The sequence below is a fragment of the Pseudoalteromonas sp. SG44-8 genome, assembly GCF_014164125.1.
In the GTDB taxonomy this organism is placed as follows: Bacteria; Pseudomonadota; Gammaproteobacteria; order Enterobacterales; family Alteromonadaceae; genus Pseudoalteromonas; species Pseudoalteromonas rhizosphaerae.
The window spans coordinates 516,417-540,802 of sequence record NZ_JACJEQ010000001.1 but is presented as its reverse complement, the minus strand read 5'-3'; the positions used below and the strand labels follow the sequence as shown (position 1 = coordinate 540,802).

The following is a 24,386-nucleotide window of genomic DNA, read 5'->3' as shown; positions in this document are numbered from 1 at the left end:
AATGCCCCTTTGCTATTGTTATTATTGTGCGTTGATCGTTAAAGTAATACCACTTGCCGCAGTATAACCTTGTAAATCAATATACCAAGCACCAGCTTGGGGATTGCTAATAGTACAGCTTTCATTATTACCATTTTTATAAGGTCGACATTGATATGTTGACGTTGATGACGGCGAACCGAAATTCACATACAGATCAGCATCCCCGCTACCACCTAAAATAGAAATATTTAACGACGCGTAACCCGCACTGATATTTTGACTAAAGCGAGTCCAACCTCCTGTTGCCACACTGACATTCGTCTCGGTACGATTAATCGGTGTCGGTACATTATTGTCACCATCATAACTACCCGTTAAGGAAACACCGGTAATAGCGCTCCATGCTTCAACCATGACATGATATGTACCTGATTGTATATTACTAATAGCGCATGCTTCATTACTGCTTGAATTAGTGCTGTTACAGTCAAAGTCTTGTAAAGTAGGCGGTGCGCCAAACTTAACGTATAGATCAGCATCGCCACTGCCACCTGCTGTAGTAAAGTTTAAATTACTACTTCCTGCAGGGACTGCTAAGGTATAAAAAACTTGCTCTTTAGCAAGCGCATTAATTCCAGACACTGTGACACCATTTTCCAGTTCATTGTCAGTGGGTGGTACTTCATAGCCGGCATTTTTAGCCAGTTCAGCTAAGTAGCTCACCGCAAGTTTGGCAAATTTACTCGCATGATCAGCATCAAAATTACTGTCGTTTGCAGTATGGATTAGCGGGTTAATATCAGCCATGCGCGACTCAAATGGCATTGAGGCGGCAAAGCCCTGCTGATACCACGAAGCATGATCTGAACAGCCATATCCACACTGATCAAAACCATAACTTAGGGTGGGTAAATAAGTGTCGATCAATTGTCCCAAAAACTGATTTTGGCCGCTGTTAGTATAATCTGTCATCATCACAATATCATCGCTACTGCCATGATTACCGGTCATATCAAATTGCACCATACCTACCACATTTTTGCCCTGTGATTTATACGCCGTTGCAATCGCTTTTGAACCTCGCAGCCCTACTTCTTCAGCTGCAAAACCCATAATTTGGATTGTTCTTTGTGGTTGATAGTTATTATCTACGATTGCCCGAAGCACTTCTGACAAGACCGCAATACCGGAGGCATTATCATCCGCACCGGGCGCTCTACCATTACTAGGATTTGATTGATTAATTGAATCTAAATGACCGCCAACAATTACTATTTCATCCGCTTTTTCGCTGCCTTGAATAGTCACAATTACAGATGATTGCGACCAACTATGGCTAAAGTAATCAACACTAATATCAGCGCGGTTGCTCGCTAACTGTTGCCAATAATCTTTTAACCATTGAGATGCATCAACTCCACTTTGTACTGAGTAATAGCGATTATTAAAAGCACTCAACGAATTAACGGTATTGGTTAGATCATTAGGACTAATGTTATTGATCAGTGTCTGTACCGTTTGCGCATTATCTATTGTGTAGTTAATAGCCAAACTGTTGATTGACTGATTCTGTACTTTAGCTAATTGCTCAGTATAAAGCTGCGCCTCAAGCAATGATTCATGTGCTACAAAGCCACCGCAACGATGGTAATTGTCGTGCATAAATTCACTTAAATTAGCCACTTCAGCCTGTTTAATACGCATAAAATCAACAGAAGATAAGCTGGATGCTTGTGGAGCGAGGAGCTCTGTACTGTGTTTATGAGCTGTTTGGTTTAATTTGTAATGTTTAGCTGCTACAGGGTCAATACTTACCCAAATACTGTCAGGCTCTTGTGCTATTACCAGCTGACTTACCAATAATGACACAGTGCCAAGCAGGACGCTTGGTGCAAAGATATTCATAACAGTTTCCTTTTTTTCTGTGTTTACCCAAATTCAGACTCTGAAAATATAAGGGGAAAAAAGGGAGCGAATGCTCCCTTAGGTGAGGGATTAGTTAGCCGTTATTGTTAACGTTACGCCACTTGCCGCGCTGTAGCCTTGTAAATCAATATACCAAGTGCCCGCTTGTGGAGCAGTAATTTCGCAACTTTCGTTGTTACCATTTTTATATGGTCGACATTGATAAGACGATGTTGATGATGGCGAACCAAAATTAACATACAAGTCTGCATCACCAGAACCACCCGCTATAGCAACATTCAATGTTGAATAACCTGCGCTTAGTTCTTGACTAAAACGAGTCCAACCACCTGAGCTAACACTTACATTGGTTTCAGTACGGTTTATTGGTGTACTACCCGTATCACCGCCATCAAAACTCCCCGTGAGTGAAACGCCCGATATTTGGTTCCAGGCTTCAACCATTACATAGTAAGTACCTGCTTGAACATTGCTGATAGCACAGCTTTCAGTGCTGGTTGAAGTCGTGCTGTTACAGTCAAAACTATTTAGTGTTGGTCTTTGCGCAAATTTTACATACAAGTCCGCATCACCACTGCCACCTACCGTATTAAACTGCAAATTAGTGGCATTAGCTGGTACTTCTAAGGTAAAGAACAGTTGCTGTTTTTCTGTACCACTGATCCCAGTGCGTGGCACGCCATTGCTAAGTGGCTCGTCAATTGGTGGCTCTACTCCTCCACAACTACTGCCAGGGCTTAAATTTGACGTTACACCCACTGCCGCAAGTGCGCTTTGTACATCACCTGGGCTGTAATCTAAATCACATGCCGCATCCATTACGCCATTCCCTGCCAAGTCCCAATTGGTACTAGCGGTCCAATATAATTGGTTTGCACGCGCCATAACCTCAAAAGCTTTTCTAGTATCCCAACCAGCTTTAGTTGCTAAGTTATAGAATGCTTTATTAAATACACCGGAGCTGTAATGTACATCCATCCCAGAATAATAACTCGATTGGTTATCAATTGAACTACCATCTTGGGTCGGGTTATTCATGTAACGCAATGCACCATTGCCTTTGAAAATTTCTTGGCCAACTAACCAATCATTAGTGCCTAGCATATAAAACTCGGCAGCTTCACCAGCCATATCAGAAAACGCTTCATTCAAGCCGCCCGATTTCCCACTGTATACAAGCCCTGAATTTTGCTCAGTAAAACCATGGCTAACTTCATGAGCAGAAACATCTAAACTAACTAATGGATAAAAGGTATTTTGACCATCACCAAAAGTCATTGCTGATCCGTCCCAAAAAGCATTTTCATAATTACTGCCGTAATGAACACGCATTTGCAATTGAAAAGACAGCGGAGGAGAACCAATCCAGTCGTTATACATATTAAAAATGACATTACCAAAGTAGTGCGCGTCATTTAATGGCGAATAAGCGCCATTTATTTCCTTAAAGGTGTTTTCGGGGCAAGTAAAGGAATACGCTGAAGAGCCACTGGTGCCACCATTTAAATTAATGGTTTTAACATTTGCGTTATTCATGGTGCAAGTGTTGCCTGATTGCGACACATCTAAACTACTAAAATCAGTTCCGTAAATGTACTTTCCTGTTTTTAAATTTCCACCAGGGCCTGTAGCATTGGCATGTTGAAGGTTATCAAAGCTATGCAAAACCTCACCAGAATTCGCATCAATGATCTGATAAGGTCGAGAAGGATTAGCACCATAAGTAACATACGATACTTCATACACTAAATGTGCGACATGTTGCGCATCAAGCCAAATCGCTAAACGCGATTGTTCATTGTGTTTTTTAAGGCTTACTGATTTAGCCGCTGCGGGGGAGTTTTTTAACCCCTGTGTAATAGCCATTTTTTTACTGATTTTTGGCATCACTGAGCTTATATCGCTACTAATATCATATACAGCAGCACCATGAGCGCGTTTTAATTGGCCATTATTATCAAACGTTAAACTCACAGTATCACCAATGACTGGTAATCCTTGATACTGTTGTTGATAACGCCGAGTCGTATCACCATTATTACTTTTTACTTCTTTTAATACGACTAACTCATTACCTGCATCCAAACCAACTAACTGGATTGGGCTTGCCATAAGTACCGATGACGCACTATTTTGCAAAGCTGTAGTTAGGGCTGCTTGCTCATTCAGATATTGTTTATTTGCAGCTACTGCACTTGATACTTGCGTTACCGCAAAAGCAGCAAGAGTTGCTAATGTGATTTTAGATAAATTCACGTTTACGCTCCATTTAAATTGTTATTTATTTAATATTTTTGTATTAAACCGGCACTACCCGTTCCCGATTCAGATTCAGCCTAGACTGTTTTTACTGAAATTGAAAATTAAACAAAAAATTAACAAATGCGAAAGCTGAAACACTCTAAAACAATGGCTTAACCTTAAATTGTTAATTAAAAAACAAAAGAAACCCAGTAAATGTAAATATATGGATACATAAAATTAACATTTGCTTGCATTTCATTTGTCTTTATTATTGGTAATGTATTAAATGTCATTTCTGCTCAGACCTATAACTGCAGTGATTATGTTGATTGACAACAGAGCTATATATGTAGATAGCAAACTGCAAATATTGACGATTAGCAAAGAAGCTATTGCGGTTTAAAAGCAGTAATGTCGATAAAGTCTCAAACAAAACCATCAATTAATTTCGTTGTTGCTACGTGAGTAGCAAAAACGCCTCTTAAAAGTGTAATTATCAGCATTGTCGCGGTGACATTTCAAAGTCTCAGGAGTAACATACCCGCGCGAAAGTACATTCCCTTTTGCTCATTCCAATATATTATTTAAGGTCAAACAATGAATGCTTGGTACCTCATTTGTTTTTTATCTGCATTAGCGATTTTTATCGCATTTGCTAACCAGTATATCCTCAAAATGCAAACCACTATTGCCATAACAACTGGCTCAGTAGTGATTTCATTGTTATTAATACTCGCGGTAAAATTATTGGGCGATTCAACCGCACTGGAGATTACACAAATAGTCTCAAGTATCGATTTTAATCAATTATTACTCAAAGGCATGCTCGGCTTTTTACTGTTTGCAGGCGCACTGGAAATTAACCTTGCGGCACTCAAAAAACAACGTTTTGAAATTACCGTACTGGTGTTATTTTCGACCTTAGCCTCCACCTTTATCATTGGCTTTTTAAGCTTTTACTTATTTGCCGCGTTAGGCTTTGCGGTGCCTTTTATCTATTGTTTATTGTTTGGTGCATTAATAAGTCCAACCGATCCAATTGCAGTGCTTGCAATTATTAAACAAATGCGTGCCCCTGAAGGCATTTCTGTGCAAGTTGAAGGTGAATCATTATTTAATGACGGTATTGGTTTAGTTATTTTTACCACTATTTTTGCCGTGGCTTTTCTCGACACTGAAGCCAGTGCAGCAGGCATTGCAGAGCTATTCTTTGTCGACGCACTGGGAGGGATTGCATTTGGTTTAGTGATTGCGTTAGTGGGTCATTATCTGATCATCAACAGTCGTGATGTAAATATTCGCTTGTTACTAACCTTAACTATACCGACAGCAGGATTCGCCGCTGCCAATATATGGGAAATATCTGGCGCACTGGCGATGGTAACTAGCGGTATATTGTTAGGTAATATAACCCGTACTAAAGCGACAGAGCGCACCGGGCCTGAAGACACTCGCTACGTAAAAGACTTTTGGCACGCCACCGATAGCTTTTTAAATGCGTTGTTGTTTTTGATTATCGGTATGCTAATTGTCACTATGCCCATCAGCCTAGCTGAAATTGGTTTAGGACTACTAATGGTGCCTGTAGTATTACTTGCTCGCTTTATCAGTGTTGGCGCACCGTTTGTGGTATTTAAGAAATTTAGAAAATACGACAAACACTCAGTTAAAATTTTAACCTGGGGCGGCCTGCGCGGTGGCCTTGCTTTAGCAATGGCTGCGGCAATTCCTCGTGATCAAGTATTTGTGGGCGGCTCTGATTTACATAACCTGCTTGTTATTGTTACCTACGTTGTGGTGATATTTTCGATTATTGTGCAAGGGCTCACTATTTCGCCGTTAATTCACAGTAGCATTAGTGCCAAACAACAAAACTAACATTTAAACTTACTTCTGGCGCCGCGAGCTAATGCTTACGGTGCTAGAATTAGTTATGCATTTCCTATGCATAAGATCCTATAAATATTACGCCCATGTGTCTAAATGGGTTTCGTCTTCCTCGTCTGTTTTGCGCTCTTTCTTAGCTGTTTCAAGCTTTTCTTTAGGCAGTAGTTCTTTGCGCTCCAACTGACGTTTTTGCCGCTTTTCACGTTCAATTCGCTGCGCGTTCGAATCTTTTAGCCCCGCAATATGAAAAGCGCCTTTCGACTCAAGTTGCAAACGAGTGATCTGCCCTAAATAAGGGATCATAATATCCATACGTTCCTCCTTTGGTTACTCTTATCATCGGCCGTTATAGCTTATTCTTTAATTTATGCAAAAAAAACTTGCCAGCTTCCCCACAAATGTGTTTTTCTATATGTGAAATTTACTTAAACAGATTAAACACTTTTGTTTACATGAAGCAATGATAAAACGAAAGTTATTTAGGATATATTATAATGCGCTTAAACCTGACAACAGTACATCATCACCACCATTCACCGGAATAACCTGTCAGGTCTTTCGCTGAGAGGTTATTCCTAAAAGGAACCTCTGGCGAGTCAACATACAATGATTCATTTTTCGCCCTGAGGTTCCCTCGGGGTTTTTAGTTTTTAAATTAAAGGAAAAATGAATAATGAGTAATAGCAACCGTCTACGTATCGCCATCCAAAAAGGTGGCCGCCTTTCTAAAGATTGCCAAGACTTACTAAAACAGCTAGGTGTTAAACTTAACTTGCGTGAGCAACGTTTGATTGCCCACTCAACCAATATGCCGATTGACGTACTACGTGTGCGCGATGACGATATACCCGGTCTGGTAATGGACGGCGTGTGTGATTTAGGCATAGTAGGCGAAAACGTACTCGTTGAAGTACAAGCTGAGCGCCAGCGCCAAGGCGTACCAAGTGAAGTAACTAAATTGTCTAAACTTGATTTTGGCTACTGTCGCCTTGCACTTGCATGGCCGTCAGAACTTGGCAAGCAAGATAAAAGCTGGTTTGAAGGCAAACGCATTGCTACCACCTACCCTGAAATATTAACTCAATACTTAAAGCGTGAAGGCATAAACGCCAGCACAGTAATGCTGACTGGCTCTGTAGAAGTCGCACCACGTGCAGGACTTGCTGATGCAATTTGTGATTTAGTATCTACCGGTGCCACACTTGAAGCCAACGGCCTTATGCAAGGCGATACTATTTTAGAATCAAACGCCTGCCTTATCCAAAATAAAGACTTACAAGATGCTGACAAACTAGCACTTATCAACAAACTTATGCCACGCTTACGCGGCGTGAGACAAGCCAAAGAAAGCAAATACATCATGCTGCACGCGCCAAAAGATAAACTGGATGAAATTTGCGATATTTTACCAGGCTCTGGCCAACCAACGGTATTAGCTCTTGCTGGCTCTGATGAGTACGTAGCCCTGCACATGGTGAGCAGTGAAACATTATTTTGGGAAACAATGGAGCAATTAAAAGCGCTAGGCGCCAACTCTATCCTCGTTATGCCAATTGAAAAAATGATGGAGTAAGTCAATGTTGCGCTGGAATGAGGTTTCCAAAGATGCACAAGCAGCGGCGCTAATGCGCCCTGCTGTTAGTGCAAGTGTGGAAGTAGAAGCTATTTGCCAAGCTATTATGGCAAGCGTAAAAGAGCAAGGCGACACAGCCTTACTCGACATGGCTAAGCAATATGATAACCGCGAAAATCCGCGCTTATTAGTGCCGCAAAGTGAGATCAATGTCGCTGAGCAGCAGTTAAGCGCTGAGCTTAAATACGCGATAGACACAGCCTACGCTAATGTAAAACGTTTTCACCAAGCACAGCTACCCAAAGATATTAAATTGTCGACTCAGCCCGGTGTGTTATGTGAACTAAAATACCAAGCCATTGAAGCCGTTGGAATATATGTGCCAGGTGGCAGTGCGCCATTGCCTTCATCAGTGATCATGCAAGGTGTACTGGCGCAGCTAAGTGGAGCGACAACCGTAGTGTTAGCAACACCGGTGCAAGGTGATTTACCGATAAACCCAGCAATTTTATATGCGGCTAAACTATGCGGTATCAAAACAATCGTAGAAAGTGGCGGCGCAGGTGCAATCGCCGCAATGGCTTATGGTACAGACTCAGTGCCCAAGGTGAATAAAATTTTTGGCCCGGGTAACAGCTTTGTGACTATGGCTAAACAACTAGTAGCTCAGACCATACCAGGCATGGCGATCGATATGCCTGCGGGCCCGTCTGAGGTGTTAGTGATTGCCGATGAGCGCGCAAACCCTGAATTTATTGCCGCTGATTTATTATCTCAAGCTGAGCACGGCGCTGATTCGCAAGTAATTTTACTGTGTAACAGTGAACGTATGATTGCCCGCACCGAGCAAGCTATTGAACGCCAATTAGCCAAACTATCGCGTCAAGATATTGCCGCAAAAGCATTGGCTAATTCATCGCTTATTTTGGTTGATTCAATCGAGCAAGCATTTGCTGTATCAGCACAATACGGCCCTGAACACTTAATACTGCAACTGGCTGATGCCAACCCATATTTAAACAAAGTTAAAAATGCAGGATCTGTGTTTGTGGGTGACTACACGCCAGAATCTGCTGGTGATTATGCCTCTGGTACTAATCACGTATTACCAACCTATGGCTACAGTGCCACTTATTCAAGCTTAAACTTACTTGATTTTTTTCGCACTTATACCGTACAAACCATTACTCAAAATGGTTTAAAAAACTTATCAAAAGCAATTTTACCATTGGCTGATGCAGAAGGACTTGATGCCCACGCAAATGCCGTTAAGGTGCGTTTAGAGGCGATGAACAATGAGCAATAACCCTTTATTACCGGCCAATATTGATGCATTAGCAGCATATAGCTCGGCAAAAAGTGAGAAACTAACCGGCACAACGTGGCTTAATGCAAATGAAAGCCCGTATGTTAAAAGTATCGATATCAGCATTAATGATTTAAATCGCTACCCTGATCCGCAGCCTATGAATGTTATTAACCGCTATGCTGATTACGCAGGACTCACTGCTGAACAAGTACTTATGACCCGTGGTGCGGATGAAGGTATTGAGCTACTGGTACGCACCTATTGCCAACCAGAGCAAGATTCGGTTGCTTTATTTTTACCTACGTACGGCATGTACAAAGTCACCGCCGACACTCACAACGTAGCAATAAATGGCTTAAGCCAAGCATTATTATTCGATGGTACTGTTGATCAAATAATCAACGCTGTTGGTAATAGCAAATTAGTGTTTATTTGTAATCCAAATAACCCAACAGGCAGCTTAACACCGCTTGAAAAAATAAAGGCTATTGCAACAGCACTTGCCGATAAAGCACTGGTCGTTGTGGATGAAGCTTATATTGAATTTTGCCCAGAGCAAAGTGCAAGCAAACTCATCAACGAATTTGCCAACATAGTAGTACTGAGAACGCTCTCTAAAGCATTTGCGTTAGCAGGCCTGCGTACAGGCTTTACTCTTGCCCAATCGTCAGTACTAGCGCCAATCCGTAAAGTGATTGCACCGTATCCGGTATCAACGGTAGTGGCAAGCATTGCTGCAAATGCACTCAGCCCAGATGCCATTACTTCAATGCGTCGCCAAGTAAGTATTTTAAATGCACTAAGGGCAAAGCTAAAGCTGTGGCTCGAAGCCTCCCCTGCCGTATTACAAGTGCTCAGTGGCGAAGGAAACTTTGTCACTCTAAAGCTCGCCGATAAAAACAGCTTTAATATCGCACTTGAGCAAGGCTTAGTTATGCGTGCTTTTACTTTATACGGCGAAAACGATTGGCTACGTATTTCAATCGGCAGTGAGCAAGAACTAGAACAAGTAAAAATATGGTTAGATGGCCTAAGCCAATCAGCCACTTTTAAAGAGCAGGAAGTATCATGAGCAACCCGTATTTATTTATCGACCGTGATGGCACTATTATTGAAGAGCCAATCACCGACAAGCAAGTAGACAGTCTTGAAAAGTTAGCGTTTTTACCAAACGTGATCCCTGCTCTTTTGCAATTACAAGGCGCAGGCTATCGTTTAGTGATGGTGTCAAACCAAGATGGCTTAGGCACTGACAGCTTTCCAACGGCTGATTTTGATATTGCCCAAGATAAGATGATGGCTATTTTATCAAGCCAAGGCATTAAATTTGACGACGTATTAATTTGCCCACACTTTAATGAGCAAAATTGTGATTGTCGTAAGCCAAAAACAGGGTTGCTTACCGAGTTAATGCGCTCAGGTAAAGTCGATTTAGCACGCTCATTTGTGATTGGCGATCGCCAAACAGATATTGGCCTTGCACAAAACTTGTGTTGTGAAGGTATTTTGTATGACGGTGATTGGAATGCAATTGTCACTAAACTTACCACCGCTGATCGACAAGGCCGCGTGACTCGCAACACTAAAGAAACGCAAATTGATGTAAAACTCAATTTAGATCAAAGTAAAAATGGCGAGATCAGCACTGGCCTAGGCTTTTTTGATCACATGCTTGATCAAATTCGCACCCATGCCAATATTGGCCTTGATATTCAAGCCAGCGGCGACTTGCACATTGACGAGCACCACCTTGTTGAAGATATCGGCATTGCCCTTGGTTTAGCGCTTAAACAAGCCCTTGGTACTAAATCACAAATTGCTCGCTATGGTTTTGCCCTACCGATGGATGAATGCAAAGCAGAGGCACAAATTGACTTGTCAGGTCGTGCTTCGTTTGTATTAAACGCTAACTTTAGCCGTGAAAAAGCCGGTGATTTAGACGTACAAATGGTTGAACACTTTTTCAAAAGCTTAAGCGACAATGCAGCGATCAGCTTAATATTGTCGGTTAGCGACGGTAACTGTCATCACCAAGTTGAAGGTTTATTTAAAGCGTTTTCTCGCGCTTTACGTATGGCCATTGCCGCTGACGCCAGCCAACAAACAGCAAGCTCTAAGGGGTGTTTATGATTGCCATAATTAACACCGGTTGTGCCAACATAAACTCTGTACGCTTTGCTTTTGAGCGCTTAGGGCAAACGCCAGAAGTGATCACCTCGCCAGAGCAACTTAAAAACTTTGAACGCGCCATTTTACCAGGTGTTGGCCATGCATCTGTTGCTATGAAGCGCTTGGTAGAAGGCGGTTGGCAACAGGCAATCAATGAATACCAACGCCCTCTGATGGGAATTTGTTTAGGCATGCAGTTACTGTGCGAAAGCACTGAAGAAGGTAATGTGCAATGCCTTGGCAAAATACCTGGGCACGTTAAAGCACTTGATGTGGGTAGTTTAACGTCTCCGCACATGGGTTGGAATAACCTCACCGTTAATCGTGAACATGCTTTAACCAAAGGCCTTGATGCAAACAAGCAAGTATATTTTGTGCATAGTTTTGCTCATACCGTGAATGATGCAACATTGGTTAGTGGCGAATACGGGCAAACCTTCTCAGCGATTGTTGCCAACGATAACTACGCGGGTATGCAATTTCACCCTGAACGTAGCGCTAAAGTCGGCACTCAGTTATTGCAGAACTTTTTAGACTGGCAGCTATAAATAAAGCGTATCAACACAAATTAATAAAGAGAATTCAAGTGATTATTCCAGCATTAGATGTATTACAAAATCAAATTGTGCGCTTATATCAAGGTAAATACGATACCGCACAGTTTTACCCGTTTGAGCTTGGTGCGCGCTTACAAGAGTACGCACAAAGCGGCGCAGGTAAATTACACCTTGTTGATTTAGAAGGCGCACGCGATCCTAATAAAAAACAATGGCAACACATTCAAGCAGCCACCAAAGCACTAAACGTACCGTATCAAGTTGGTGGCGGTATTCGGACAGAACAAGACGTAAGCGACTGGCTTAAAGCCGGTGCTAACCAAGTAGTAATTGGCTCTATGGCGGTTGAAAAACGCGATGAAGTAAAAAACTGGATTGAAAAATTCGGTGCCAAGCACTTTGTTATCGCCCTCGACGTTAATAAAGCCGATAATGGCTGGGCCCCTGCCACTCACGGTTGGTTAAGTGAATCAGAATTCGGCTTATTTGAATTAGTAGATTTTTATGTAGCACTGGGTGTAATTGACTTTCTATGCACGGACATCAGTAAAGACGGCACCATGACTGGTCCTTCGTTTGCATTGTATGAAGACTTAATAAAACACAACAGCAATATTAAAGTACAAGCGTCTGGGGGTGTAAGCTCGCTTGATGACATTAAAAAGCTCAAAGAGCTTGGCGTAGGCGGTGTTATTTTAGGTAAGTCACTGCTTGATGGCGCATTTAATGTAGAGGAGGCGTTGGCATGTTATCAAAGCGCATAATCCCGTGTTTAGACGTTAAAGACGGCCAAGTAGTCAAAGGCGTTAAATTTAAAGGCCACGAAGTGGTTGGCGACATATTAACAATGGCTAAAGCGTATAGCGAAGCCGGTGCTGACGAACTGGTATTTTATGAAATTAGCGCCAGTGTTGAAAAACGCCTTCTCGATGTAAACTGGGTAGAGAGCATAGCACGTCATATTGATATTCCATTTTGTGTTGCAGGTGGTATTAAATCAGTGGCTGATGCAGCGCGCGTATTAGAACGCGGCGCTGATAAAATCAGTATAAACAGCCCTGCTATTGCCCGTCCTGAGCTTATCAAAGAACTACATGATGAGTTTGGCAAACAATGTGTCGTTGTCGGCATTGATAGCTTTTACGATGAAGTAACTGGCGAATATTTAGTGTATCAGCTTACTGGCGATCCTAATGCGTCAAGTCGCACCCGTTATAAAACCGAAGAGTGGGTAAAACGCGTGCAAGACTTAGGCGCAGGCGAAATCGTACTCAACTGCATGAACCAAGATGGCGTACGTAATGGCTACGATAACCAGCAGCTGTCTAAAATGCGTGCTTTGTGTGATATTCCACTTATCGCCTCAGGCGGTGCTGGCACCATGCAAGATTTTGTCGATGTATTTAAACAAAGCCACGTTGATGGCGCACTGGCAGCCAGCGTATTTCACAAAAATGTGATCAATATCGGCGAATTAAAACAATATTTAATAGATAACCAAGTGGCGGCGCGACTATGCAACTAACCAAACAAAACCTTACCCAAGTTGATTTTACTAAAAGCGAATTGATCCCTGCCATCGTGCAAGATGCCCGTACTGGGGTTATTTTAATGCAAGGCTTTATGAATCAAGAATCGCTGGAAGTCACCTTTGAAAAGCAAAAAGTGACGTTTTACTCGCGTTCAAAAAACCGTTTATGGACCAAAGGCGAAACCTCTGAGAATTACTTAGAAGTGGTGTCTGTTCATACTGATTGCGACTATGACTCTATTTTAGTGCTGGCTAACCCACTTGGGCCAACTTGTCATTTAGGCACACAAAGTTGTTTTGGTGATGCTGCAAAACCAAGCCTAAGCTTCTTAGCGCAGCTTGAGCAAGTGATTGTATCGCGTAAAAACGACGACCCTGAAAAAAGCTACACCGCCTCTTTGTTTGCTAAAGATTTAAGCCGCAGTTGTCAAAAAGTGGGTGAAGAAGGCGTTGAGGTCGCTTTAGCTGCAATGAAACATGATAACGAAGAGCTAACCAATGAATCCGCTGATTTGATATATCACTTAATCGTATTGCTACAGCGCCAAGGTCTAGAGCTACAAGACGTAGTAGCGTGTTTGCAAGGAAGACATAAGTAACTATTAAAATACTAATTAAGCGCTGAGTTATACTTAGCGCTTTTTAAATATACTTAAGGAATGAATTCAAAAACATTGCTTAGTGCCATGTCCAGTTTTAGTGCAGAGGATCATCCGCCTCACGCCCGTTACTTACATTCAAGTAAGTAACAAATGGTTAATTGCCCCTAGATAGAACCCTTCGGGCAGCGCATGTTTGGCATTTATACTGCGTTATTTCCTATTTATGGGGAACAACCACACTACATAGGCTCTGCCTTGCCTGAATATCAAACATACTGCTGCAAAATAAAACACGAAAGGTCAACACGTCCTAATGTTATGGTCATCGCATAGTTTGGTATTTTTGTCTCGCAAAGTACTAAAAACACACCCATTTTAAGCTTTAAAACAAGACATTATAAAATTAACACGCTGTATTACTTTACCTCAGTGTTTGTTGAAAATTCAAATAATCACTTGACTCTGCGACCGCAGGTAGCTTTATTCTCCAATGCTTAGGTTACTTAGCTCAATTTAATTAAAACACTTCTTTAACGAATCTATAGCTTTATATAACTATATAAGGGGATAACTGTTGCTTTAGCATTTATTTTTCGACTTTTTCTTAGCCATACTTATATGACTTTCTTGTTGTAGCAATGTCAAAATCGGTTCATTTATTGCGCTAAAGCAATTAGTAAGTAATTTGATACAATACAAATTATAAGATGGATGCCATTTTATTTTTGTTAGCTAAAACAGCGTTAATGTTAATGGCATTCCAACATGTTTAATTTCGGCTTAAATATAGTTGTTGCTATAAAAAGTACTATTGCGTATGTTAAATAAATGATCTAATTTTGTAAAAATTAACACTGGTAATATAACAATCAGTTTATCACTGCTATTCAATTTTTACAGGAGATTTATCTTGCTTGATATCGTCGCACTTTTTATTAAGACTAATCAATATAAAACATTTCATGAAGCATCTGTGAAGTTAAATATTCCTTTACCAACCTTACAAAGAAGAATAAAGAAATTAGAAGAAGATTTATCTTTAGCATTATTTTATCGTGAAAAAGGCTGTTTGCGATTAACAGAACCAGGAAAGAACTTTTATAGTCAATGCCTTATTCATGTTGAAGGTTTACAAAGCATTCTAAGTAACTTTAAAAGTACTAGTGAACATAAAGTAAGTACAATAAAGCTTGTAGCGCCACAAAATTTTATAAAAAGTGTGTATTTTTCAGGTGTGATAAATCAATTCATTGCATTATATCCAAATATTAAAATTCATATGATGCTATCTGACGAACGTTTGGACTTAAAAAAAACTGAATTTGACCTCGCAATCAGAATAGGACAGTTAGAAAGTTCGCAAAATATAGGTAAAGTAATCAATCAAATGAGTTTTGTTTTAGCCTGCTCTGCAAGTTTAATCGAAAATTATGGCGGCCCTACTAACCTAAACGATTTAGCTAAATTACCCCACATATCCTGCTCACCTTTCGAAAACTGGTCTTTTAGATCGAATAATAACGAAAAGATTATTTTTAAACCTCAACCCAACTTTATCTCTAACGACATAGAAATGTGTGCCTTAGCAGCTATTGAAGGAAGAGGTGTTTATTATGGCCCTAAATATTGTTTGTTACCTCATATTAAAGACAGTAGCTTAGTTGAGGTATTAGCACACTTAAAGCCAATAAAACGCGATATTAACTTAATTTGGCCTGATAAATTAATCCCAAAAAGCACACGTTATTTAATTGATTTCTTAGAGCACTCACTGAACGGATTAAAGATATAACACTATTATTTTTTGTTATTTGAACGCTAAAAAATTAATTTATGGCTGCTAAAGCAACTAATATTTTTGAAAAATCAACTTTCATTTATGCCCCTATTAATAAGTTTGTAGATATTTAAAATCAAAATTGGTCCAACGCTATATACGTTTAAATTAATAAATGGACCTTGACTATATCTAACTTTTAAAGGACATAACTATATGAAAAAAACATTACCACTCTTACTATTTGGGTTAAGCAGTGCTGCAAGTGCCAACACCACAGTAATTTACCCAGACCAACTAGAATATGAAAATTTAGGGATGGGTGTTTGCTCCACAAACAATCGCTTAATAACTCACTCTGAAGCACAGATTTACAGAAGCGACATTGTTAATAAAATGGGCAAATGGCAAATAACAGGATTGGCTGATGGTTGGGTAATTATGGGCTCTGGATATGCAGGGGAGATAAAACGAGGTTCTGCCTCTAATTCGTGGTGTTACCCTAAAAATCCAGTCAATGAAATTCCATCACTAAGCGCCCTTAAAATTGCACCTGGTAGCCAAAGCCAAATAGAATGGGATTTAGTTAACCAAAAAGAATCGTTTATTAAACCTCTTTCATACCTTGCACATTATATGGGCTTTGCATGGGTAGGCGGTAATCGATCTAATTACGTTGGTGAAGATATGGAGGTAACTAAATCAGGTTCAGGCTGGACAATTCAAGGTTACAACGGCGGGAGTTGTTCTGGATATCGGTGCGGCGAAAAAACGGCAATCACTGTATCTAACTTCGAATATGTCATGGATACCGAATCATATAGAATAACTGGCGACATTGTATCGGCTGATAAAGAGCTTGTTAAAACGCTCACAGTACCTGCTATTAACGACACCTCCGTAGATCAAATGTCAGTAGTTACCATAGAATATGATGCATCAACTAATTGGTCAAAAACAAATGACTATAGTATTTCTGAATCGGTTACCTTAGCAAACACATGGAAGTCTCCTTCTGTTACAGGAGGTTCAGACACCTCGCTTTCGGTCACTATTTCTGCAGGTCAAGCATGGGGAACAAGTAATGGCGGCTCAGAAAGCCAGCGTGTTGCTGTTCAAGCTAGAACAAATATTCCTGCCAATACTAGCGTAAACGCTAAAGTTGATTTATTTAAATCCTCGATATCTTACCCTTATGAGTTTGATGCTGATATTACCTACAACGTATCAATAAATGGCTTTATGCGCTGGGGCGGCAATGCTTTGTTAAGTCACCCTGAAAACAGACCGACCGAAAATGCAAATTTTGTTATTGGCCGCTGGGCTGGACAAGAAAAAAGCATCCCTTACCAATGGGAGCATAGATACATACCAGGTGAAAATAAAAAATGGGATTGGCCATGGATGATAGAACAAACCAGCTTATCAACAATGCAATATCATTTAAGTCATATTTTGAGGCCTAAAAAAACCACGTTAACGGGTCACTTTTATGCACAAAGCCAATTTGCTGGTAATGTATATTTTGGCGATGAAACTCCGCTGCCAAGTAACCTACGCGTTAAGCCCAGTACTTCTCATGTAGATTACTCCAGTGCTGACAAGCTCAAACAAGAACTAGAAGACGCTGGTTTTAAAAATGTCGTTGTTAACATTGAAATGATTGATTTATAAATAAACTAAAATGCTGGGCTCTTAGTAAAGTAAGATCCCAGCTATGTATTACTTAATTCAAAAAGTAAACCAAGCCCTAAGCACTGAGCATTTAAGTGATAGTAAGAGGTTAATACCTAGTCAAACCAGGCATTTTTTTGCTCTCGTCATGAAAAGTGAATCACCATAAAATCATACAATAACAGTGGGTTGGGTTTACAAAAACATTTATTATTGTCTTATTATTTTTAGCGACTAAAAATAATTCCCCCTCTTTAAACCTTTTTAGTCGCTCTATGCGACTAAACTTAAAACAGCAAAAAAATGAAAGGGAATAATAATGATTAACGCATTCACACGAGTGACTCTGATTGGCGCTGCACTGCTATCAGCTCAAGCTTTGGCTTGGAATAACGAGATGACGCTACAAGACACAAAAAAGCTTACCCTTGATGCTCAATCACTATCAGCATTAAATGTTGAAGCCGGTTCGGGTTTTTTACATATCGTAGGCAGTAATACCGACACTGTGACGGTAAAGGCTGAAATTTATCAATATGAAGCGCATGACAACTACTGCCTTACTTTAGATAATAGTGGCAACACAGCAAAATTAACTGCGAATAATTGTGATAACCACAGTGAAGATCATACGCGCATAGATCTAACGGTGTCGCTACCAGCAACATTCTTACTTGATATTACCGATGGATCAGGCGAGATCTCGATTGAAAATGCAGCTGCTACTAGCATTCATGATGGTTCTGGCGCAATTATAATCAATAATATTTCGGGTCAATTAACCATTGAAGATGGCTCAGGCGCAATCACTGCGAGCAATATTACTGACAGTGTAAACATCCATGACGGCTCTGGCAGTATTGAACTGGCAAACACTCAAGGTGATGTAATCATTCATGATGGGTCGGGTAATATCGATGTGCAAAACATTGTCGGCAAAGTAACAGTAACCGATGGATCTGGTGGTATTTATGTTAACAAAGCAGGCGATTTTACTTTACTTGCTGATGGTTCAGGTAGCGTTACAATAAAAAATGTGCCTATTCAAAATCTATAAGTGGCTGCGTTTGCTTAAAGAAATACTTAGTTTTGGGGCAAAAAAATTTAAAAAATTGCGCTAAAACGTTTGATATAAGTCATGCAATAATTTTATTTTCACGTCTTTAATGGCATTTTTTCAAGCCCTTAGGTATCCTTTAAGCAACTACGAAGGATTAGCTATCATAAAAGGATAGTCCACTATGAAAAAGTATTTATCGGTATTATTAACAGGCCTTATTTTATCGGGTTGTAGCAGCTTAACAACAGAGCAAAAAGCAAGTATTGATAACCTCACGCCTTGTGAAAAAATCAATGGTTTATTAGCCGCCTACGACTCACGTTTTGAAGTGTTAAAGCGCACCCGCGTGAATACAAAGTACGCAGAAACTTGGACAGCTAAATACAATCTCGTTGGTGAAGCATGCCAAATCAGTGCTTTGGATGCCGATACAGTGACTTATCGTTGCCAAGATAATTACCAAGAACAAACGCAAGCGGTGGCCATTCATCAAAAGGCTGTTGATTTCACCCGAGCTTGTTTAGCGCAAAATAACTGGCACGAACAACAAAAAGAATCTGCTGATTCATTACGCACTACCTTTGTACTTGATGAAAAAAACCCAGCTATTTCAATTCATACCGGAAAAACATTATCTCGCTCGACGCCTTGGTCTACCTCATTTGAAGTAGGTAAATCGGTAGCAAATAAATAGCATTAAAACCATAAAACAGGTCAGCAAATGTTGGCCTGCTTGGCTAAGGATTTATGAATTCAACACCCCAAAAAAGTTCATCGCTATTAAAAACCGACTGCATTGGGAAATGCCACCGCCTCAAAGGCTATTGCAGCGGCTGCGGCCGAACTAGCGACGAAATATTTGATTGGATCATTTTATCAGACCAAGAGAAACAAGCTATTTTAGATACTCCTAGAGAGGATGCTAATACCCCATAGCTTATTAAGGTGCATTGCGTTGCGACGGGTCGCGTTTAAAGTCTTTAATTAATTGCTTAGGGTCAACCTGCTCGCGTTGCTTACTTGCTGCCTCAGCCCACCACAGTAACTGATTAAACGACCGCGAAAAATATTCGCGCCATGATGCTTGCTCTGCCTCATTGTTTGTTTCACCACTTTCAATAAATACATCCTGTGCTTTTGGCACATGGATCATAGCCGACACCGGCAAACACCCAAGTTCACTTAAAAAACTGCGCATCCCAACAGCGGCACGAACGCCACCCCACTGCCCCGCAGAATACGTAACAATAACGCTGGGTTTGTAAGCAAATAAAGAGCTACCAAAATGGTTTAATAGATTAGCCAATGCTGGACTCATTGAATGATTGTACTCAGGGCTGACCATAATAAAACCATCACAGGCTTTAATTTTTTCCGCTAGGTCATCGAGTTTTTTAGGCACCTCGGCTTGTGAATAAGCAAAGTGCGGTTTGAATATAGGGTCCAGCTCATAGTCTAGCGGATCTATCAGTTCAATATCGTGATCATTGTACTGCTCAAGCAAACAGCGTTGGCATGCCTTGGCAACTCTTTCACCGAGACGTGCCGGCTTAGGTGGCGAACTTTTTCGAACTGAACCTAAAAAAATTAATAGTTTCATGTACTGGCACTCCATTTTATTTAAATCAATATACGAATATAAACGTAAATTTGTGCGGTAGGTCATAAATAAAACCTACCTTACAAGCAAAACATAAAATGCATGTTTAAACATTAATGTGGATCACGCTTTACCCCTGTAGCTAACATTACTAAGCTTTATCGAGCGCTTGGCTTACATCAGCAATGATATCGTCGATGTTTTCAATACCCACTGATAAACGAATTAAATCGCGGCTAACCCCTGCGTTCGCCAATTCTTCATCATTTAATTGTCGATGCGTGGTTGATGCTGGGTGGCAAGCCAATGACTTTGCATCACCGATATTTACTAAACGTAAAATCATATTCAGCGCATCAATAAAGCGAGTGCCAGCTTCAAGACCACCCGCTATCCCAAAGCTTAAAATACCAGACGCTTTGCCACTAGTGGTTGTTTTACTCATTGCGTTATAGGGACTTGACGCTAACCCCGCGTAATTAACCCAAAGCACCTTAGGGTGATTATCTAGGTATTCAGCAAGCTGTTGCGCGTTTTCACAGTGGCGCTGCATTCTTAGCCCTAAAGTTTCAAGACCAATTAAAATGTCAGAGGCGTTTTTAGGCGCAAGTGCCGCACCGGTATTTCTAAGTGGAACAACGCGGCAGCGACCAATAAACGCCGCTTCAGCAAAAGCATCGGTATAAACCACATTATGATACGACGGATCAGGCTCATTCATCATCGCAAAACGAGTGGCATTGGCTTTCCAGTCAAACTTACCCGAATCAACAATCATGCCGCCTATAGCAGTACCATGACCGTTAATATATTTAGTAAGCGAATGCACCACAATATCGGCACCCAACTCAAATGGCCGGCATAAATAGGGCGTTGCCACTGTGTTATCTACAATCAGCGGCACGCCTTTGCTATGGGCTATTTTAGCTAATCGAGCGATATCAACAATATTCCCTGCAGGGTTACCAATCGACTCACAAAAAACCGCGCGGGTATTCTCATCAATCGCGTTTTCAAAACCGGCAAAGTCATCCGCTTTAATCATCCGCGCTTCAATACCTTGGCGAGGTAGACTATGGGCAAATAAGTTATAAGTACCACCATACACTTGGCTGGTACTGACAATATTAGTGCCCACTTCACACAAACATTGAATTGCGTAAGTGATGGCCGCCATACCAGAGGCCACAGCAAGCGCACCAATGCCCCCTTCCATGGCCGCAATACGCTGTTCAAGCACCGCATTGGTCGGATTCATAATGCGGGTATAAATATTCCCAGGTACTTTTAAATCGAATAAATCAGCACCATGTTGAGTACTATCAAACGTATACGATGAGGTATTATAAATCGGCACCGCCGCCGATTTAGTTGTAGGTTCAGATTCATAACCGTGATGCAGCGCTAAAGACTCAAGTTTCATAATTATTTCCTTCAATAGGGTTACCCTTAAGCTAGCATTTATCGCTCACAAAGTGCACATGAAATATATTAAAGGATGTTGAAGTAATTAGATTTAAGTTAAATTCTGCTAAGAGCGAATTATGTTAGTTCGTTCCATCTTAAACGAACACCTGTTTTTCTTAAGAAAGTGGACATAGCTGTTTATTATGGTTTAGTCTGCTAAGGCTGTGAAGCGTGCGTAGACTGATTGAACGTATCTTAACTCCAGAGCGTCCTCTGGACTCATTAACTATAAAAAATAAAAAGAACAATAATCTGTTGTATTTTTCACTTATCATTACAGCCAACTATAATTATCTTCTCGTAGTTTGTAGCTATTTGAAAAAATATTGATTCTCGTCAAACGGTACTATAAGGAAATAGCCACTCAATACTCTCTATTTAAAACTTCTGTTTTTACAAAAAATGGACTATAGCTATTGTTATATATAGCAAAAGAAAAAACACAATTAACAGTGAGTTCTTATGAGTAATCCCACAAACGATCTCGAAGCGGAGATTGACCAGCTTAAAGTTCAGCTTGCAAACGCTAGAGCTGAAAATATAAAGTATAAGAAGTTGTTTGAAGTATCTGGGGACGCACTATCAATAATCGACCTGAAATCTGGTAAATTCACAGAATGTAACCAAGCTGCAATCAATATGCACGGCGTCGAAAGTAAAGACAACTTTATTAATTTAAAGCCTTCTGATATCTCACCTGAGTATCAACCATGTGGCAGACGTTCAGAGGAAATAGCCGCAGAACACATTGAAAATACTCTGACTAAAGGGCCACAGCTGTTTCAGTGGGTTCACTCTCGATTAGACGGCTCATCTTTTCCATGCCTTGTATCTCTGACTGTATTAAATGTGGATGGTGATGCTTTTATTTTAGCCATAGGTAGAGACATTAGTGAATTAGTTGAGACGCAAAACAAATTGCATAGTGCTTCAACAGACATAGAACGAATTAGCTACGCTTTCAATGAGGAAAAAGAAAAATTTGAACAGTTTTTTAGCTTAGCGCCGGTAGGCATTGCAATTAATAGGTTAGATAATGGTTTATTTGAGTATGTTAACAAGGAACTGAGTCGTTTTAGTGGTTATGACAAAGACGAACTAAATCAAATGGACTATTGGAAGTTGACACCAAAAAAGTACGAAGAACAAGAAAAAGAACAACTAAAATCCCTTTCAGAAACAGGCCGTTACGGACCTTACTATAAAGAATATATTCATAAAAAGGGTTATGAATACCCCGTACAATTGTCGGGCGTTATAATTAAGAGTGCAAATGGCGATGAGCTGATTTGCTCTGTCATCCAAGATACTTCCCATCAGAAACAGATAGAAACCGAATTACAAATAGCAAAAAACCAAGCTGAAACCAGTTCTCTGAGAATGAAATTGGCAAATGAATCAGCTCAAATTGGTGTGTGGGAGTGGGATGTCATTTCGGGAGAATTAATCTGGGATGAATGGATGTACAAGCTGTATGGCATTACAGAGAATTGTTTTTCTGGTGCTTATGAAGCTTGGACTCATAGTCTTCACCCTGATGATATGGAAGAGTCTAACAAACAATTAGAGGATGCCGTATCAGGTTTAGGTGCTTTTAATCCAGAGTTTAGAGTAGTACATCCAAACGGGCAGGTAAGAACAATCAAAGCTAGCGCAGAAGTTATTAGAGATAATGATGGCAACGCTCTAAAAGTCATCGGTGTAAATTACGACATTACAGATAAAATAAATGCGATAAATGAGCTAGAAGTAGCTAAGCAAAAAGCTGAGCAGGCAACCCAAACGAAAAGTGAATTTTTGTCAAATATGAGCCATGAGATACGTACGCCCATGAATGCAATTTTAGGCGGACTGCAGATGGTCAATACTGAGTATCTCGATGCCAAGTCCAAAGTAATGCTTAAAAATGCAGTATCGTCTTCTAAATCGCTGTTAACCATTATCAACGATATTTTGGATTACTCAAAGATAGAGAGCAATAAACTAAGCCTAGAGCAAGAGCCTTTCTCGATTAGCGATATAATTAAATCTGTGAAATTTGAAGTGGACAGCATAGTCAGTAATAAGGGTATTAAACTTGTCAGTAATATTGATGAAAATTTTAATGATCACTGGTTAGGAGACATTGTCCGTGTTAAGCAAATATTACTCAATCTTGTGTCGAATGCTGTTAAGTTTACTGAAAAGGGTAGCGTAAACATTCACTTGAGCGAAACTCTTTACCAAGAAAAGCAGGCTATTAGTCTTGAAGTGGCTGATACAGGAGTTGGAATGAGTGAGGAAGCTCAAGCTCGTATATTTGATCGTTTTTCACAGGCAGACAACTCAACAACACGTAAATTTGGTGGAACTGGGCTGGGTATGTCGATTACCCTCAGTCTTATTCTTATGATGAGAGGCACTATCGATGTAAAAAGCAATGTGGGTAGAGGCACCACTATAAGAGTCATATTACCATTAACTATAACCAATAAGAGTGTCAGCTCTTTCGTACAAAAATCTATGACTCCGCCGCCGTTGAGGGGAAAGAAAATACTAATTGCTGAGGATAACGAAATCAATCAAATTGTCATTCAGTCAATGCTCGAAGGCACTAATGCATCATTAACTATTGTAGATAACGGTAAACAGGCAGTAGAAGCAGCTAAAGAAAAGGACTTTGATTTGATACTTATGGATATACAAATGCCTGAAATGGATGGTGTTGAAGCAATGAAAAATATCATTAATTTCAATAAGCATATACCGATAATTGCACTAACCGCAAATGTAATGATTGATGACGTTGCTGATTATTTAAGCCAAGGATTTGATGCACATATAGCAAAACCAATTGATATTGCTACCCTATACGGTGTTCTGAGCTCATTTATAAAGTAAGTACTTGCTTTGTTTGTGCTTTATTGCCAGTTCGGCTTCGGCAAATCAACTTCCGCTCATAGCAAAAAGTAGACATAAGTCATTACAAATTATACTTATTAAAAAAGGCGCTTACCGTTATGGTAAGCGCCCTACTATTTTACTCATT

General features: G+C 40.3%; 20 protein-coding genes. 15 read left to right on the top strand and 5 right to left on the bottom strand.

Going from position 1 to position 24,386, the window contains the following annotated elements; all coding sequences use genetic code 11:
- Positions 1-21: 21 nt before the first annotated feature.
- Entirely contained in the window at positions 22-1,887 is a 1,866-nt protein-coding gene (locus H5163_RS02190; RefSeq protein ID WP_182734182.1) for a M28 family metallopeptidase, read from the bottom strand.
- 90 nt (positions 1,888-1,977) lie between these two features.
- Positions 1,978-4,164, bottom strand: a complete 2,187-nt coding sequence (locus H5163_RS02185; RefSeq protein ID WP_182734180.1) for a pre-peptidase C-terminal domain-containing protein — start codon at positions 4,162-4,164, stop codon at positions 1,978-1,980.
- A gap of 585 nt (positions 4,165-4,749) precedes the next feature.
- Here H5163_RS02185 and H5163_RS02180 point away from each other — a divergent pair.
- Positions 4,750-6,030, top strand: coding sequence for a sodium:proton antiporter (locus tag H5163_RS02180; RefSeq protein WP_145235717.1), 1,281 nt, complete (start codon positions 4,750-4,752; stop codon positions 6,028-6,030).
- An 87-nt stretch (positions 6,031-6,117) separates the two neighbouring features.
- Here the strand turns inward: H5163_RS02180 and H5163_RS02175 are convergent, their stop codons facing one another.
- Positions 6,118-6,351 (bottom strand): hypothetical protein, encoded by a 234-nt coding sequence (locus H5163_RS02175; RefSeq protein WP_149980207.1) that lies wholly within the window; start codon positions 6,349-6,351, stop codon positions 6,118-6,120.
- Positions 6,352-6,712: 361 nt separating this feature from the next.
- Between H5163_RS02175 and hisG the strand changes: the two genes are divergently transcribed.
- The 13 genes from hisG to H5163_RS02110 all read left to right on the top strand — a co-directional run bounded on the left by hisG (position 6,713) and on the right by H5163_RS02110 (position 19,227).
- Positions 6,713-7,612: an ATP phosphoribosyltransferase gene (gene hisG / locus H5163_RS02170; RefSeq protein ID WP_145235723.1), complete on the top strand. Its 900-nt coding sequence runs from the start codon at positions 6,713-6,715 to the stop codon at positions 7,610-7,612.
- A 4-nt stretch (positions 7,613-7,616) separates the two neighbouring features.
- A complete protein-coding gene (gene hisD / locus H5163_RS02165; protein WP_145235726.1) occupies positions 7,617-8,918 on the top strand; it encodes a histidinol dehydrogenase in 1,302 nt (433 codons plus the stop codon).
- Entirely contained in the window at positions 8,908-9,993 is a 1,086-nt protein-coding gene (gene hisC, locus H5163_RS02160) for a histidinol-phosphate transaminase (protein ID WP_182734178.1), read from the top strand. Before hisD ends, hisC begins: the two co-directional genes overlap by 11 nt.
- Complete coding sequence (gene hisB, locus H5163_RS02155; RefSeq protein ID WP_145235732.1) at positions 9,990-11,051, top strand: bifunctional histidinol-phosphatase/imidazoleglycerol-phosphate dehydratase HisB; 1,062 nt, start codon at positions 9,990-9,992, stop codon at positions 11,049-11,051. Before hisC ends, hisB begins: the two co-directional genes overlap by 4 nt.
- On the top strand, positions 11,048-11,638 hold the full coding sequence (gene hisH, locus H5163_RS02150; RefSeq protein ID WP_149980203.1) for an imidazole glycerol phosphate synthase subunit HisH: 591 nt from the start codon (positions 11,048-11,050) through the stop codon (positions 11,636-11,638). Before hisB ends, hisH begins: the two co-directional genes overlap by 4 nt.
- Before the next feature lie 38 nt (positions 11,639-11,676).
- Positions 11,677-12,411, top strand: coding sequence for a 1-(5-phosphoribosyl)-5-[(5-phosphoribosylamino)methylideneamino] imidazole-4-carboxamide isomerase (locus H5163_RS02145; protein WP_182734177.1), 735 nt, complete (start codon positions 11,677-11,679; stop codon positions 12,409-12,411).
- Positions 12,393-13,172, top strand: coding sequence for an imidazole glycerol phosphate synthase subunit HisF (gene hisF, locus H5163_RS02140; RefSeq protein WP_182732287.1), 780 nt, complete (start codon positions 12,393-12,395; stop codon positions 13,170-13,172). The genes H5163_RS02145 and hisF overlap by 19 nt, the downstream gene beginning before the upstream one ends.
- On the top strand, positions 13,163-13,777 hold the full coding sequence (hisIE, locus tag H5163_RS02135; protein WP_182734175.1) for a bifunctional phosphoribosyl-AMP cyclohydrolase/phosphoribosyl-ATP diphosphatase HisIE: 615 nt from the start codon (positions 13,163-13,165) through the stop codon (positions 13,775-13,777). The genes hisF and hisIE overlap by 10 nt, the downstream gene beginning before the upstream one ends.
- 913 nt (positions 13,778-14,690) lie before the next feature.
- Positions 14,691-15,572 (top strand): LysR family transcriptional regulator, encoded by an 882-nt coding sequence (locus tag H5163_RS02130; RefSeq protein WP_182734173.1) that lies wholly within the window; start codon positions 14,691-14,693, stop codon positions 15,570-15,572.
- Positions 15,573-15,773: 201 nt separating this feature from the next.
- The gene (locus tag H5163_RS02125; RefSeq protein WP_182731609.1) at positions 15,774-17,231 is read left to right on the top strand and encodes an aerolysin family beta-barrel pore-forming toxin; all 1,458 of its coding nucleotides are present in this window, start codon (positions 15,774-15,776) and stop codon (positions 17,229-17,231) included.
- Between the two features lie 319 nt (positions 17,232-17,550).
- Positions 17,551-18,288, top strand: coding sequence for a hypothetical protein (locus H5163_RS02120; RefSeq protein ID WP_182731608.1), 738 nt, complete (start codon positions 17,551-17,553; stop codon positions 18,286-18,288).
- Between the two features lie 184 nt (positions 18,289-18,472).
- Positions 18,473-18,985 (top strand): hypothetical protein, encoded by a 513-nt coding sequence (locus H5163_RS02115; protein ID WP_145235753.1) that lies wholly within the window; start codon positions 18,473-18,475, stop codon positions 18,983-18,985.
- Between the two features lie 53 nt (positions 18,986-19,038).
- Entirely contained in the window at positions 19,039-19,227 is a 189-nt protein-coding gene (locus H5163_RS02110) for a DUF1289 domain-containing protein (protein WP_149980198.1), read from the top strand.
- A 4-nt stretch (positions 19,228-19,231) separates the two neighbouring features.
- Here H5163_RS02110 and H5163_RS02105 read toward each other — a convergent pair whose 3' ends face one another.
- Together H5163_RS02105 and H5163_RS02100 are read right to left on the bottom strand one after the other, a co-directional pair.
- Positions 19,232-19,891 (bottom strand): NADPH-dependent FMN reductase, encoded by a 660-nt coding sequence (locus H5163_RS02105; protein ID WP_182731606.1) that lies wholly within the window; start codon positions 19,889-19,891, stop codon positions 19,232-19,234.
- Positions 19,892-20,042: 151 nt separating this feature from the next.
- The gene (locus H5163_RS02100; RefSeq protein WP_182731605.1) at positions 20,043-21,314 is read right to left on the bottom strand and encodes an O-acetylhomoserine aminocarboxypropyltransferase/cysteine synthase family protein; all 1,272 of its coding nucleotides are present in this window, start codon (positions 21,312-21,314) and stop codon (positions 20,043-20,045) included.
- Between the two features lie 506 nt (positions 21,315-21,820).
- On the opposite strand from H5163_RS02100, the gene H5163_RS02095 reads away from it, so the two are divergent.
- The gene (locus tag H5163_RS02095; RefSeq protein WP_182734172.1) at positions 21,821-24,238 is read left to right on the top strand and encodes a PAS domain S-box protein; all 2,418 of its coding nucleotides are present in this window, start codon (positions 21,821-21,823) and stop codon (positions 24,236-24,238) included.
- Positions 24,239-24,386: the final 148 nt, after the last annotated feature.